The following is a 15,030-nucleotide window of genomic DNA, read 5'->3' on the forward strand; positions in this document are numbered from 1 at the left end:
GGCATCTGTGGCATGTTGAAAGGCCCTGTCCATCCGGGTTCGCCGTGCCGAAGACGATGATGTCGCCGTTGCGATCCACGCCGTCCGTCGCCGCCCGTCGGGTGCCGCGATGATGACGCTCGGCCCCGATGCCTGGCTGACGATCGCGGTGATCGTCGCGACCATGGCGATGCTGGTATGGGAGCGCTTCGCGCCCGAGTTCGTGCTGATGGGCGCGGTGGCCGTGCTGCTGCTGTTCGGCGTGCTGACGCCGGTGCAGGCGCTGGCCGGTTTCTCCAATACCGCGGTGCTGACGGTGGCGGTGTTGTTCATCGTCGCCGCCGGCCTGCGCGGCACGGGCGCGATCCGCTGGGTCGGCGCGTGGGTGCTGGGCAAGCCGCGCGGCGCGTTCCTGGCGCAGGCGCGGCTGATCGGCGTGTCCTCGTCGCTCAGCGCCTTCATCAACAACACGCCGGTGGTGGCGATGCTGACCTCGGCGGTCGAGGACTGGTCGCGCAAGAGCGGCATCTCGGTGTCCAAGCTGCTGCTGCCGTTGAGCTACGCGACCATCCTCGGCGGCCTGTGCAGCCTGATCGGCACCAGCACCAACCTGATCGTCGACGGTCTGGCGCAGGCCTATCCCGGCCTGCCGCAGCTGCGCATGTTCGATCCGGCCTGGGTCGGCGTGCCGGCGGCGCTGGTCGGCATGCTCTATCTGCTGACGGTGGGGCGCTGGCTGCTGCCGGACCGGCGCGGCGCGATGGAGCAGGCGCGCGACACCAAGGAATACGTGCTCGAAATGCGGGTCGATCCGGCCGGCCCGCTGGACGGCAAGACCCTGGACGAGGCCGGTTTGCGCGGCGTGTCGGGCCTGTTCCTGGCCGAAATCCAGCGCGAGGGCCGCCTGTTGCCGGCGTTGACCGCGCATACCCGCCTGCAGGGCGACGACCGTCTGGTGATCGTCGGTTCCGCCGAAGCTCTGCGCGAAGTGCGTCAGTGGCCGGGGCTGGCCCATGCCGACGACCAGGTGTTCAAGATCGGCGGCGTAGAAGGGCGGCATTTCGTCGAGGTCGTGTTGTCGCGCCTGTCGCCGATGGTCGGCCGCTCGCTGCGCGAGGGCAATTTCCGTCATCGCTACGACGCCGTGGTGGTGGCGGTAAATCGGCACGGCCGGCAACTGCGCGACAAGCCCGGCAACGCGGTCCTGCAGACCGGCGACACCCTGCTGCTGGAGACCACGCCGGGCTTCACCGACCGCTTCGCGCAGTCGCACGAGTTCGCGATGGTCAACCTGCTCGACGACACGCCGACGGTGCAGCCGCGCAAGGCGCTGCTGTCGCTGACCATCCTCGGCGCGATGATCGCGGCCAACACGCTGCTGCGCGTGGACATCTTCGTGTCCGCGCTGGCCGCGGGGTTGGCGATGCTGGTGACCGGCTGCGTGCAGCTGCGCGACGCGCGCAAGGCGGTGGATTTTCCCCTGATCGTGGTGATCGCGTGCGCCTTCGCCATCGGCCGGGCGCTGCAGACCACCGGTGTCGCCAACGAAGTGGCGCATCTGCTGCTGCAGGGCGCGAGCGGCGATCCGTTCCGCACCCTGGTCCTGCTGTACGTCTGCACGGTGGTCTTCACCGAACTGCTGACCAACAACGCCGCGGCGGTGCTGATGTTTCCCATCGGCATGGCGGCGGCGGCACAGCTGGGCGTGCTGCCGATGCCCTTCGTGATGACCGTGATGGTCGGTTCCTCGGCCGCGTTCATCACGCCGATCGGCTACCAGACCAACTTGATGGTGTACGGCCCCGGCGGCTACCGTTTCCTCGACTACGTGAAGGTCGGCACGCCGCTGTCGATCCTGGTCGGCGCGGTGGTGCTGTGGGTGATTCCGCAGGTATGGCCGTTCGCCTGAACGATATGCCGGTGCGTAGCGGTGCAGCGCGCCTCATGCGCGATACACTGCCGGGGATCGATCGAGCGGGAAATCCATGAAGGACATCGACACACTGGCGCACGATTCGCATCTGAAGCGCCTGGAAGCCGAAAGCATCCACATCATGCGCGAGGTGGCGGCCGAGTTCGCCAACCCGGTGATGCTGTATTCGGTGGGCAAGGACTCCTCGGTGCTGCTGCACTTGCTGCAGAAGGCATTCCATCCGGCGCCGCCGCCGATTCCGCTGATGCATGTGGACACCACCTGGAAGTTCCGCGAGATGATCGCCTTCCGCGACCGCCGCGCGAAGGAAACCGGCTGTCGGCTGATCGTGCACATCAACCAGGAAGGCGTCGCGCAGGGCGTGGGTCCGTTCACGCACGGCTCGGCGGTGCACACGGACGTCATGAAGACCCAGTCGCTGAAGCAGGCGCTGGACAAGCACAAGTTCGATGCCGCCATCGGCGGCGCGCGCCGCGACGAGGAAAAGTCGCGCGCCAAGGAGCGCGTGTTCTCGTTCCGCAACGCGCAGCATCGCTGGGATCCGAAGAACCAGCGGCCGGAGCTGTGGAGCCTGTACAACGCGCGCATCAAGAAGGGCGAGAGCGTGCGCGTGTTTCCGTTGTCGAACTGGACCGAGCTGGACATCTGGCTCTACATCTATCGCGAGAATATCGAGGTGCCGTCGCTGTACCTGGCCGCCGAGCGGCCGGTGGTCGAGCGCGACGGCACGCTGATCATGGTCGACGACGACCGCATGCCGCTGGAGCCGGGCGAGACGCCGCGGATGCGCAGCGTGCGCTTCCGCACCCTGGGCTGCTACCCGCTGACCGGCGCCATCGAATCCGAGGCCGACACCCTGCCCAAGGTGATTCAGGAGATGCTGGTCGCGACCACGTCCGAGCGCCAGGGCCGCGTCATCGACAAGGACGCCGGCGCGTCGATGGAACAGAAGAAGCAGGAGGGCTACTTCTGATGACCACCGATACCGCCAAGGCCGCCATCGACGCCTACCTGCGACAGCACGAGACCAAGGGCCTGCTGCGCCTGATCACCTGCGGCAGCGTCGACGACGGCAAGAGCACGCTGCTGGGCCGCCTGCTGTACGACACCAAGCTGCTGTTCGACGACCAGCTCACCGCGCTGGAGGGCGACAGCCGGCGGCATGGCACGCAGAACGGCGAACTCGACTTCGCGCTGCTGGTCGACGGCCTGGCCGCCGAGCGCGAGCAGGGCATCACCATCGACGTGGCCTACCGTTTCTTCGGCACCGAGAAGCGCAAGTTCATCGTCGCCGACTGCCCGGGCCACGAGCAGTACACGCGCAACATGGCGACCGGCGCCTCCACCGCCGATCTGGCCGTGGTGCTGGTCGATGCGCGCAAGGGCCTGCTGATGCAGACGCGCCGGCACAGCTACATCTGCGCGCTGCTGGGCATCCGCCATGTGCTGCTGGCGGTGAACAAGATGGATCTGGTCGGCTACGATCCGGCCGTGTTCGCCGAGATCGAGGCCGGCTACGCCGAACTCGCCGCGCAGCTCGGCATCGCGCAGGTCACGGCGATTCCGGTGTCGGCGCTGAAGGGCGACAACGTCAGCACGCGCTCCACGGCGCTGGACTGGTACGACGGTCCGACGCTGCTCGAACATCTGGAGACGGTGGCGGTGTCGCGCGCGGCGCAGACGCTGGGCTTCCGCCTGCCGGTGCAGTGGGTGTGCCGCCCCGACCAGAACTTCCGCGGCTACGCCGGTCAGGTGGCGGCGGGCGCGATCCGCACGGGCGACGAGGTCGTGGCCCTGCCGGGCGGCGCGCGCTCGCGCATCGCGCGCATCGTCACCGCCGACGGCGATCTCGACGTCGCCCAGGCCGGCGACGCGGTCACGCTGACGCTGGAGGACGAGCGTGACATCAGCCGCGGCGACGTCATCGCCGGCACCGCCTCGCCGCCGCAGGTGGCCGACCAGTTCGCCGCGCACCTGCTGTGGATGAACGACCACGCGTTGCTGCCGGGCCGCCCGTACTGGCTGAAGATCGGCACGCGCACGGTCAGCGCGCAGGTCACCGAGATCAAGCACAAGATCGACGTCAATACGCAGGATGCGCTGGCCGCCAAGCGACTCGAACTGAACGAGGTGGGCGTCGTCAACGTCAGTCTCGATCACGCCATTCCGTTCGAGGCGTATGCCGACTGCCACGAGTTGGGCGGCTTCATTCTCATCGACCGTCAGAGCAACGCCACGGTGGCGGCCGGTACGCTCGACTTCGCCCTGCGTCGCGCCGACAACATCCACTGGCAGCACGTCGACGTCGATCGCGAGGCGCGTGCGCGCATCAAGGGTCAGCATCCGGCTTGCCTGTGGTTCACCGGCCTGTCCGGCTCGGGCAAGTCGACCGTGGCGAACCTGGTCGAGAAGCGCCTGCACGCGATGGGCTATCACACCTACATGCTGGATGGCGACAACGTGCGTCACGGTCTCAATCGCGATCTCGGTTTCACGGATGAGGATCGCGTCGAGAACATCCGTCGCGTCGCCGAGGTGGCGCGGCTGATGACCGATGCCGGCCTGATCGTGCTGGTCAGCTTCATCAGCCCGTTCCGCAGCGAGCGGCAGATGGCGCGCGCGCTGTTCGCCGAGGGCGACTTCCACGAAGTCTTCGTGGACACGCCGCTGGCGATCTGCGAGCAGCGCGATCCCAAGGGGCTGTATGCGAAGGCGCGCGCCGGCGCGCTGAAGAACTTCACCGGCATCGACTCGCCTTACGAGGCGCCCGAACACGCCGAACTCCACCTGCACGCCGCCGATACCGCGCCGGACGTGCTGGCGCAGCAGGTCATCGAGGAGCTGCTGAAGGACGAGGCCTAACCGCCGGCTGCTGCCTGGCCCGTGCGTCCGCACGGGCGGGCCGCGCGCTCAGTGCGCGACGGCGAACCCGGCCAGGATGCGCGCGGTCTCGTCCGGCTTCTCCAGTTCCGGCACGTGGCCGCAGCCATTGAGCACGGTGGCGCTGATGCTGGGCGCGTGCGTCAGGCCGTTGCGCAGCGTGCTCAGCGCCGACACGTCGATGATCTTGTCCTTGCGGCACCACAGGCCGAGCACCGGCATGGTCAGCTTGCCCAGGCGCTTGTCGAGAATGGTGTACTGGTCCGGCTGCACCAGTTCCTTGAACACCTTGTCCAGGAACGCGTGGCTGGCGCGTTCGCGGTCCACCATCACGTCGGCGAAGCGCGAGGGCATGCTGGGCGGCTGGGCGAAGACCAGGCGCAGCATGCGCTCCAGACCGGCGCGGTCGTCGAAGGCGAACGGGTTATGGCCGCTCAGGGCCCGGCGCGCGAAATCGTTCTTCACGAAATCCAGGCCGAAGCTGCTGACGAGCGCCAGGGCGCTGACGTTGTCCAGATGTTCGCTGGCGTAGACGCCTGCGATGGCGCCGCCCATCGAATGGCCGACCAGCACGAAGTGCTTAAGCTGCAGGGTGTGCACGAAGGCGTGCAGACGCTCGGCCTGGTGGCTGATGTCGTAGTTGTCGCCGGCGTTGCGGGTGGACTCGCCCCAGCCGGGCAGGTCGGGAATGATCAGGTGGAAGTTGCGCGTCAGCGTCGGCGCGACCTTCAGCCATACGTTGCGGTCCGTGCCGTAGCCGTGCAGCAGCACGATGGTCGGCCCCTGACCGCCCTCGTAGTAGGCCCAGTCGGTGTCGCCGATCTGTACGTAGTGCGTGGTCAGGCCCGCCTGTTCGGCCTTGCGCCAGGTGTTGACCTGCATCAGCCACTGCGGCGCGAACAGGTACAGCCCGCCGCCGATCACCGCGATCAGCACCGCCAGCGCCAGCAGCATCTTCAGGCGGCGCAGCAGCAGGTATTTCCACAGGGGGCGATCGGTCGGCAACGGACGGGTCATGGCTGGTTCGGTATCTCGTGGGAACAAGGTGCGCGGCGCGCGCGGGCTGCGCGAAGGCAGACCCCGCACGGCCGTGCAAGTTCAGTGCGCGGTGCGCTGGACGGCGCGCGCGAACAGTCGCTCCACCGCTTCCTGGGTCAGCGGGTGGTAGCCGGCCCTGGCCTTGGCGTAGACCTTGCGGGCGAAGGCCAGACCGGCCGGCGTCTTGGCGAAGGCGCGATACAGCGGCAGGGTCAGATACAGACGGCCGATGCGCGTCATGTGCTCGGCGGCGGCCGGCCACACGGACTTGTCGCCAGCGGCGATGGCGTGGATGTACCAGCGCATGCCGATCTCGGCGTTGGGCGTGCCGGTCAGGTGCCAGGCGGCGTCCAGCGCCTTGATCTTGTCCAGCGGCGGCGCGTCGGGCAGGCGGTCGAGGAAGTACATCCACTCCTGCGTGTTCCAGTCCTTCGCGTCCAGGTTGGCGGCGGGCAGGGTGCCGGCGAGGAACGCGGCGCGTTCCTTGTCGATGGCGTCGAAGCGTGGCGAATCCGGCAGTTGGGCGTCCTTGGGAATGCCGGTGCCGTAGACCCACTGCTTCACTTCGGCCCAGCTCATCTTGCCCGGGTACTTGTCGATCAGATGGGGCTTGAGGTACGCCAGCATCTGCTCGGTGGTGATCGAGTGCCAGGCGAAGTGATCGAAGTAGCCTTTCAGGTAGGCGTCGAAATGCTCGCGGCCGAAACGGCGCTCCAGCGTACGCAGAAACCACGAGCCCTTGTCGTAGGCGACGTCGGACAGCGAATCGTCGGCGCCGACGCCGCGCGGATCGGGCGCCAGTTTCTGGCTGTTCGGCGGCATGTGGCCGATGCTCTTCTCCAGCGCGCGCGCCGACAGCAGCACTTCCTCGTCGGCCTGGCGCTTGCCGTACAGCGCCTCGGTGATGCGGCCCTGCACGTAGGTGGTGAAGCCCTCGTTGAGCCAGATGTCGCGCCAGGCGGCGGCGGTGACCAGGTTGCCCGACCACGAGTGCGCCAGCTCGTGCGCGACCAGCGAGACCAGACTCTTGTCGCCGACCAGCACGGTCGGCGTGGCGAAGGTCATGTTGGGATTTTCCATGCCGCCGTAGGGGAAGCTCGGCGGCAGCACCAGGATGTCGTAGCGGCCCCAGCGGTACGGGCCGTACAGCGACTCCGCGGTGTCGATCATCTTCTCGGTGTCCTCGAACTCGTGCGCGGCCTTGGCGACCACGGACGGCTCGGCGTACACCGCGCTGCGCGGTCCGGTCGTGTGCACGGCGATGTCGCCGGCGGCGATCGCCATCAGGTAGGACGGAATCGGATGCGTCTGCTCGAAGCGGAAGTCGCCGTCGAGCGGGTGGTTCGGGTCGTTGGGCGCGCTCATCAGCACGCGGATGTTCTCCGGCGCGGTGATGTGGGCGTCGTAGGTGAAGCGGATCGCCGGCGAATCCTGCAGCGGAATCCACGAGCGCGCGTACACCGATTCGGACTGCGAGAACATGAACGGATGCTTCTTGTCCGCGGTCTGCGCCGGCGGCAGCCACTGCAGGCCGCCGGCGTCCGGCGAGGTGGCGTAGGCGATGCGCACCATGCCCGGATGCCCGGGCGCGACGATGGTCAGCTTGCGGCCCATGTCCTTCTGCGGCTTGGCCAGCGTGAAGGCCAGGGGGCGCGTGCGGCCGTCGTCGGCGACGGCCTTCACGCTGGCGATCTTCAGGTCGCTGGTATCGAGCACCAGATCCTTCGCCTTCGGGTCCTTCCAGTGCAGCGTCAGCGTGGCGTCGCCGTGCAGCTGCCTGTGCGCGAAGTCCATGTGCAGGTCGAGGTCGAGGTGCGTGACCACGACCTTGTCGGGCTGGGCGTAGGAGTGCGGATCGCCGGCGTGCGCGGCCAGCGGCAGCAGCAGGGCGGTCAGCGCCAGGGTGGCGAGCAGTCGCATGGAGAAGTCCCGAACAGGTGGAGACTGTCCAGTATGCCACCGAAGGCTGCGGGCTTCGTGTGACGAAAGCTGGCAGCCGGAGGCTGCCGTGCGCCTGCGCCCAGCGTATTTCTGTCGTGCGCCGAAGAACGTTTCTGCAGATCACGCTCGGGCACGTTCAGCGACCGTCCGAGGGAATGGCCATCGGCACGCCACCGATACGCTATGCGGCCGTACCGCGGGCATTCCCTTCGATCGTCATCCCGGCGAAAGCCGGGATCTAGGGACTTCGAGGTGCGGAATGAGGCACTGGGTCCCGGCTTTCGCCGGGATGACGAACATGAGGGCTTACGCTTGGCCCGAATCCCGAATCCCGAATCCCGAATCCCGAATCCCGAATCCCGAATCCCGAATCCCGAATCCCGATCCTAGAACTTGTAGCCGCGGTGGATTGCGACGATGCCGCCGGTGAGGTTGCGCACGTCGACGCGGCCGAAGCCGGCGCGTTCCATCATGCTCTTCAGGGTGTCCTGGTCCGGATGCTTGCGGATCGATTCGGCCAGGTAGCGGTAGCTGTCGGCGTCGCCCGCGAACAGGCGGCCCAGGCGCGGCAGCACCTGGAACGAGTGGAAGTCGTACAGCTTGCCGAAGGTCTCGTTGCGGACCTTGGAGAATTCCAGCACCAGGGCGCGACCGCCGGGCTTGAGCACGCGGCACATGTCGGCCAGCGCCTTGTCCTTGTCGGTGACGTTGCGCAGGCCGAAGGCGATGGTTACGGCGTCGAAATGGTTGTCCGGGAACGGCAGCACTTCGGCGTTCATCTGCGCCCAGCGCAGACCCTTGACCAGGCCGCGGTCGGTCAGGCGGTCGCGGCCGACTGAGAGCATGGCCGCGTTGATGTCGCCGACGACGATCTCGCCGGTTTCGCCGACCACCGGCTTGAGCAGCGCGGCGATGTCGCCGGTGCCGCCGGCCAGATCGAGCACGCGGTCGCCCTTGCGCACGCCGCTCATGGCGACGAAGTGGCGCTTCCACAGACGGTGCACGCCGAACGACATCAGGTCGTTCATCAGGTCGTAGTTGCGCGCGACCGAGGTGAAGACCTGGCCGACCAGCTTCTGCTTCTCCGCGACGGGCACGTCGCGGAAGCCGAAATGGGTGGTGGATGGCTGCTCGTTCATGCCGCGCATGCTACACGATGCGGGGCGCTCAGGCGCCGGAAGCCGTGTCCGTCGGCGGTTCGGCGGCCGTTACTTCGGTGCTGGTTTCCTCGTCGGCGCCCGGCGTGATCTTCAGGATCGAGTGGCGCACGTCGCGGCTCAGCACCACGCGTGCGTCGCGCACCAGGTCGTTGAGCATCGGATCGAACATCAGCTTGCCGTCGTCGTCGGTCCACAGCATCTTCTGCTCGCGCAGCTTCTGGATGAAGCCGCGGAACAGCGACTTGTCGAAGAACTCCGGCGCGGTCAGTTCCTGCAGCAGGCCCAGGCGCTGTGCGGTGAGGATGCAGGTCTTCTCCAGCTCGCCCGTGGTCAGGGTGCCGGGGCCGTTCTTCACCAGCGCGGCGATGGCGATGTAGTAGCGCTCGAACGCCTGCATCAGGCTGCGCGCGATCACGCGCAGCTGGAAGGTGCTGTCGTCGCCGCCGCGGCCGCGCTTGAGCTTGCGCTCGTCGCCTTGCGGCTCCAGCAGGCCGTGCTGGACGAAGAAATCGACGGTCGCCTGCAACTGCTCGCGGAAGCCGTCGGCGTCCCAGCGCAGGAACAGCTCGCCGCGTAGGAACGGGTAGATGATCTGACCCAGGCGCAGCACCGACGGTCGGCTCATGCGCTTATTGTTGATGAAGCAGGTCGCCACCCATGCCGCGCAGGCGATCAGGTGCAGCACGTTGTTGCGGAAATAGCTCAACAGCACGGCCTGCTCGTCGTCGACCGAGAGCACATCGCCCAGCGGATGCTCGACGCGCTGCACCCAGCCCATCTCCTCGCCGTAGGCGATGATCTGCGCGGGGCTGGACGGGGTCACGGTGACGCGGTCGGAGTAGGGCAGCTCGGTCAGCAGGGCGATGGTCAGTTCCAGCTGCGCCAGCAGGTCGGTCTCGGCCATCGCGTGCTTGGGCGTGGCCAGCAGGGTCAGCGCCAGCAGGTTGATCGGATTGACGTCGGCGCTGGCGTTGATGTTGACCTGGATGCGCTCGGCCAGCTGGTCGGTGACCTGCGCCAGCCATTCCGGCTTGGCCTCCGGGTCCAGCGGCATCTGCTTCCAGTCCTCGCTGGCGGCGTCCAGCATCGGCGTCAGTTCGATGGGTTCGCCGAAGCTCAGCGCGACATGGCCGAAGTGCTGGCGCAGCACCTGACGCGCGCCGCGCAGCAGGTTGAACCAGGACTCCTTCTCCTTCGGCTTGCCCGACAGCTCGCCGATGTAGGACTTGCCCTCCATCAGCTTCTCGTAGCCGATGTAGACCGGCTGGAACAGCACCGGACGGCGCGGCGCGCGCAGGAACGCGCGCACGGTCATCGACAGCATGCCGGCGCGCGGCGCCAGCAGGCGGCCGGTGCGCGAACGTCCGCCCTCGATGAAGTATTCGATGGGCACGCCACGGTCGACCAGCTGCGCCAGGTACTCCTTGAAGATGGTCGAGTACAGCGCGTTGCCGCGGAAGCTGCGGCGCAGGAAGAACGCGCCGCCGCGGCGTAGGAAGCTGCCCAGCACCGGCAGATTGAGGTTGGCGCCGGCGGCGATGTGCGGCACCACCACGCCGGACACGTGTAGCTGATAGCTCATCAGCAGGTAGTCGGCGTGGCTGCGGTGACTGGGCACGTAGACCACTTCGTGGCCGGGCGCGACGGCGCGGGCCTTGTCGAAGTGGTGCATGGCGATGCCGTCGTAGAGCTTGTTCCAGAACCACGACAGCAGGAACGACGCCGAGCGCACCACCGGGTGCGAGTAGTCGGCGGCGATCTCGCGCGCCATGCCGTAGGCGCGGCGTTCGGCCTTGGCGCGGCTGATCTTCTCGCGCGCGGCGGTGGCGGCGATGGCGGCGCGCACCGGTTCGGCGGCCAGCACGCTGTCCAGCACCGTGCGTCGGTGCGACAGGTCGGGACCGATCACGGCGGCGCGGATGCGGTGGAAATGCGTGCGCAGCACGCGGCCGATCTTGCGCGACAGGCGATCGGTGCGCAGCGCGGTCTCGCCGTGCTCGGTCTCGTCTTCCAGCGCCTGGCGCAGGCTGATCGGCGCGGAGAAGTGCACCACGGTGTCGCGGCCGTTCAGCAGCAGCGCCAGCAGGCGGCGGAAGCGACCGACCACGACCCAGTTCTCCGAGAACAGCACGCGGAACCAGCCGCTGTCGCGGGTCGGCGCGCGGCCGACGTAGATCGACACCGGCACCAGCTGCACGTCTTGCTCGGGCGCTTGCTGCAAGGCCTGCAGCAACTGCGTCAGCGGCATGTGCGCGACGCCACGGCGGCGGCCGAACACCCAGCCGTAGCGGCGACTGAGCGCGAACATGGCGCGCTGGCGGCGCAGCGGCAGGCCGGCGATGGCCTGGCCCGGATCGGGCAGGCCCGCCTCATGGCAGGCGCGGTCGAGGATCAGCGCATCGGACAGGCCGTGACGCTCGATGACGTAGCACACCGGCACGTCCGGCAGCAGCAGGGCGGCCGGTTCGGCGGGGTCGCGCTTGATGCGCACCCAGGGTTCCATCAGACGCGACAGCAGCGAACGGCGCCAACGCTGGGGCGCACGCGGCATGCCGCGCTGGGCCGGAGAATCGGGGGTGTTCATGCCGGATAGTGTACCGGGGAAACGGTCGCGATCCGGCATGCCGCGACAACGGCACGCCGGATCGCGAAGTCGCGCGGTTTACGGGGCGCTGGCGGCCGTGGCGGCGGTCGCGGACATGGCCGAAGACGCGTCGGCGGCCGCCGTGCTGGCGGCTGCGGCCGGCGTGTGCTCGTCCAGCGCCTTGCGCCAGTGGTCGAGCAGGTCCTTGTCGTACCAACGGTCGTCGACCTTCACCAGGTCCACGGTCATCGTCTGCGGCTGGCCGAGCAGCGTGTAGTCGACTTGCACCGTGGCGGTGTGCGCGTCGCTGGTCACGGTCTTGGCCTCGGCCGAGTCCAGGGTCTTGTCGATGGACAGGCCGTAGATGTCGAGCGCCTGCTTCACGCCGCCCCAGATCACGCCATACTTCTTCATCGCCGCGTCGTAGCCCAGCGCGTTGGCCTGGTCGAGGGTCTTGATGTCGACCTTGCGCGCGGTCGAGGTCAGCACGCCGATGGCCTGCTTGAGCTTGTCCGGGTCGGTCCAGGGCACTTTTTGCGCCCACTGGCCCAGCGCGGTGACCACGTCGGAGGCCTGCTTCTTCTGGTCCGGCGTGAGGTTCTTGGAATTGCTGATCTGCGTGCCGAGCATGATCTGGCCGACGCCGATCATCATCGGCAGCTGGGTCTTGTACTTCTTGTCCAGCTGTTCGAGCTTGGGCTGGGTCTCGGCCCAGATCTTCTGGTCCGCGTCGGGCGCGGTCAGCTTGGCCATGTTGTCGGCGAACTGCTGGCGGTCATGCTCGCTGACCTGCTGCAGCTTGCTGTGCTGTTGCTGCCACTGCGTGCGCATCTTCTGGTAATCGGCTGGCGGCAGCACGTGCTGCAGCAGCGGGTCGAACTGGCCGTTCTTCAGCAGCTGGATGCTGGTCAGGACGGTCTTGGCGGGCGTGGTGCTGGCGGTGGCCGACTGCTGCGCCGCCTTGTCGCTGTTGCCGCAGGCCGGCAACAGGGCGAAGGCGAGGGCCGCGACCAGCCATCGGGATCGGACGTTGAGCATGCGAGCGTTACTCCTTGGCACGAAGGTGGAATGGCAGCGTAGAGGTGGGCCGGGTGACAGGCAAGTGAGGAACGGCACTCGGCCGGAAGTCACGTCGCCGCGGGCATGAAAAAGCCCCGCGTCGATCCCGACGCGGGGCGATCCGGAAACATGCCGGTAGGGAAATGGCCGATGGGGCCGCGTCTGCGGCGGATCGGCGACCTCAGCATAGCGAGGCGCCAAACCTAATGCAACACGCAAGGTTTTTTCTGCAAGTGGCTGATATGTTTAATTATCGCCGTGCAGAGAATCGATCTTGGCCTTGCGGCGCACGTTCGCCGGTTGCTCCCAGTCGTTGCCGAACATGGCCGGTTCCCACGAGCCGTACATCGGATTCGGGAACACGAACCAGCGCTCGCCGATCCAGGCGGCGTACGGCGCCATGGCGTCGCGACGGCCCTGGGTGGTGTTGTTGAGCACGGTCATGAAGTCGCCGACCTGGTCGCCGAACTGCATCAGCACGCGGTAGTGCTTGGCGACCAGTTGGCGGCGGCAGGTCTTCTGCGAGCCGATCTGCTCGCAGCCCTTCACGAAGGTGCCCAGGCCGAGGAACGCGTCCTGGCCGTGCACCGGGAAGCCGGCCTTGCGTAGGTTCTCCAGCGTGGCCTGGTCCAGGTCCTGGGCGCGGTTGGAGATGTAGATCACGCGGATGCCGTGCTTGTCGGCGAACTTCGTGAACGCCAGCGCGCCGGGCAGCGGCTTGGCCTTGGCTTCCTTCACCCACGCGCCCCAGGTGGCTTCGTTGTAGGCCTTGCCGCTCTGGATCAGGCGCGCCTCGTAGGGCGAGTTGTCGAGCACGGTTTCGTCGATGTCGAGGATCACCGCCGGCTTCAGCTTGGCGACCGGGCCGGTGCGCTCGTCGTGCGGCAGCGCGTCCCAGCGCTTGTTCTTCAGCGCCTTCAGCAGCTTTTCCTGCGCGTTGCGGTAGATTTCCTGGAAGACGAGGTCGTGTTCGACGGCGTTCTGCGTCCACGCGGTGGCGTTGAGCAGATCGTCGGGCGCCGGACCCACCGGGGCGGGTGCCGGTGCGGCGACCGCAGCGGGCGTCGGCGCGGGCGCGGGAGCGGGCTTGGGTTGCGGCGCCGTGGCGGCGCAGCCGGCCAGCAGCAGGCCGGCGAACAGGGGCAGGGCGATCCTCATCAATCTCTCCGTCGGAAGGTGCACGCCAAAGGCGGAAGTCTCGGCGAAGTGTACGACAGGGCCATGACAGCCGGCGTGACCGACGGGGCTGGTCAGGCGGGGGCGGTCGCTGACAGACTGCCGGCTCCCTGTCCATGCGCCGCCTCATGAACGCCATCGCTTCGTCGACCCGGAACCTCAAGATCGCCAGCTACGTGCTGGCCGCCGCCGGTCTGCTGCTGACGCTGTACCTGCATCTGCTGCCGGCGCTGCTGGCCGGGCTGCTGGTCTACGAGCTGATCGTGATCTCCACCAACCTGGTGCAGCGGCGCTGGATCGGCAGCCGCAACCGCGCGCGCTGGCTGGTGGTCAGCGTGCTGGCGGTGGTGATGGTGGGGCTGCTGATCCTGGCCGTGCTGGGCGTAGTGTCGGTGCTGCATGCCGAGCTGGGCAACCCGCAGGACTTCTGGAGTCAGCAGCTGATGCCGCTGGTCGACAAGGCGCGCCAGCAGCTGCCGCCGTGGGTGGTCGATCATCTGCCGGACAGCGTCGACGACCTGCGCAACTCCACGCTCGACTGGCTGCAGACCCACGCCGGCACGCTGCAGCTGGCCGGCAAGGAAGCGGCGCGTGTGCTGGTGCACATCCTCATCGGGCTGGTGCTGGGCGCGGTGGTCGCGCTCAGCCACGTGCGTCCGCACGGCGAGGGCGGGCCGCTGGCCGAAGTGCTGGCCGAGCGCGCCGAGCGTCTGGCCGGCGCGTTCCACGACATCGTCTTCGCGCAGGTGAAGATCTCGCTGGTCAACACGGTGTTCACCGGCGTGTTCCTGCTCGGCGTGCTGCCGCTGTTCGGCGTGCACCTGCCGCTGGCCAAGACGCTGGTGCTGGTGACCTTCATCGCCGGATTGCTGCCGGTGATCGGCAACCTGATTTCCAACACGCTGATCACCGTGGTCGCGCTGTCGGTGTCGCTGGGCACGGGCATCGCCGCGCTGGCGTTTCTGATCGGCATCCACAAGCTCGAATATTTCCTCAACGCCAGCATCGTCGGCACGCGCATCCGCGCCCGCGCCTGGGAGCTGCTGGTCGCGATGCTGGTGATGGAGGCCGCGTTCGGGCTGCCGGGCGTGATCGCTGCGCCGATCTTCTATGCCTATCTGAAGAGCGAGCTGGAAAAGGCGCGGTTGGTGTGAGTCGGCCGCGCGGTGCCGCCAGTGGCCTGCGGCATCTGCCACGCATCCCGCGCGGGGGGTGACACCGCTTCTCCAAGGCGCGGGTGCCACGTCCTGAGCGGATACGGCACTACTCCGATTTGAGCG

The 15,030-nt window shown here is 67.7% G+C and carries 10 protein-coding genes; 4 read left to right on the forward strand and 6 right to left on the reverse strand.

Features of this window, described 5'->3' with window-relative positions:
- The first annotated feature begins 109 nt into the window (after positions 1-109).
- The 3 genes from LF63_RS01075 (at position 110) to cysN (ending at position 4,774) form a co-directional block, all read left to right on the forward strand.
- A complete protein-coding gene (locus tag LF63_RS01075; RefSeq protein WP_200877519.1) occupies positions 110-1,888 on the forward strand; it encodes an SLC13 family permease in 1,779 nt (592 codons plus the stop codon).
- Positions 1,889-1,964: 76 nt separating this feature from the next.
- Positions 1,965-2,885 carry a sulfate adenylyltransferase subunit CysD gene (gene cysD / locus LF63_RS01080; RefSeq protein ID WP_043099055.1) on the forward strand — a complete coding sequence of 307 codons (921 nt, stop codon included), beginning with the start codon at positions 1,965-1,967 and terminating at the stop codon, positions 2,883-2,885.
- On the forward strand, positions 2,885-4,774 hold the full coding sequence (gene cysN / locus LF63_RS01085) for a sulfate adenylyltransferase subunit CysN (protein ID WP_043099056.1): 1,890 nt from the start codon (positions 2,885-2,887) through the stop codon (positions 4,772-4,774). The genes cysD and cysN overlap by 1 nt, the downstream gene beginning before the upstream one ends.
- A gap of 48 nt (positions 4,775-4,822) precedes the next feature.
- Here the strand turns inward: cysN and LF63_RS01090 are convergent, their stop codons facing one another.
- The 6 genes from LF63_RS01090 to LF63_RS01115 all read right to left on the reverse strand — a co-directional run bounded on the left by LF63_RS01090 (position 4,823) and on the right by LF63_RS01115 (position 13,732).
- Positions 4,823-5,809, reverse strand: a complete 987-nt coding sequence (locus LF63_RS01090) for an alpha/beta fold hydrolase (RefSeq protein WP_052394491.1) — start codon at positions 5,807-5,809, stop codon at positions 4,823-4,825.
- Between the two features lie 81 nt (positions 5,810-5,890).
- The gene (locus tag LF63_RS01095) at positions 5,891-7,750 is read right to left on the reverse strand and encodes a M1 family metallopeptidase (RefSeq protein ID WP_043099057.1); all 1,860 of its coding nucleotides are present in this window, start codon (positions 7,748-7,750) and stop codon (positions 5,891-5,893) included.
- Positions 7,751-8,157: 407 nt separating this feature from the next.
- Positions 8,158-8,910 (reverse strand): bifunctional demethylmenaquinone methyltransferase/2-methoxy-6-polyprenyl-1,4-benzoquinol methylase UbiE, encoded by a 753-nt coding sequence (ubiE, locus tag LF63_RS01100; protein WP_043102805.1) that lies wholly within the window; start codon positions 8,908-8,910, stop codon positions 8,158-8,160.
- Between the two features lie 28 nt (positions 8,911-8,938).
- Entirely contained in the window at positions 8,939-11,515 is a 2,577-nt protein-coding gene (gene plsB, locus LF63_RS01105) for a glycerol-3-phosphate 1-O-acyltransferase PlsB (protein WP_052394493.1), read from the reverse strand.
- 78 nt (positions 11,516-11,593) lie between these two features.
- Entirely contained in the window at positions 11,594-12,553 is a 960-nt protein-coding gene (locus LF63_RS15940; protein ID WP_052394495.1) for a hypothetical protein, read from the reverse strand.
- 267 nt (positions 12,554-12,820) lie between these two features.
- Positions 12,821-13,732, reverse strand: coding sequence for a 5'-nucleotidase, lipoprotein e(P4) family (locus LF63_RS01115; protein WP_043099058.1), 912 nt, complete (start codon positions 13,730-13,732; stop codon positions 12,821-12,823).
- A gap of 146 nt (positions 13,733-13,878) precedes the next feature.
- On the opposite strand from LF63_RS01115, the gene LF63_RS01120 reads away from it, so the two are divergent.
- Positions 13,879-14,904, forward strand: a complete 1,026-nt coding sequence (locus LF63_RS01120; protein ID WP_184655064.1) for an AI-2E family transporter — start codon at positions 13,879-13,881, stop codon at positions 14,902-14,904.
- Positions 14,905-15,030: the final 126 nt, after the last annotated feature.

This window comes from Oleiagrimonas soli (assembly GCF_000761445.1).
Taxonomy (GTDB): Bacteria; Pseudomonadota; Gammaproteobacteria; order Xanthomonadales; family Rhodanobacteraceae; genus Oleiagrimonas; species Oleiagrimonas soli.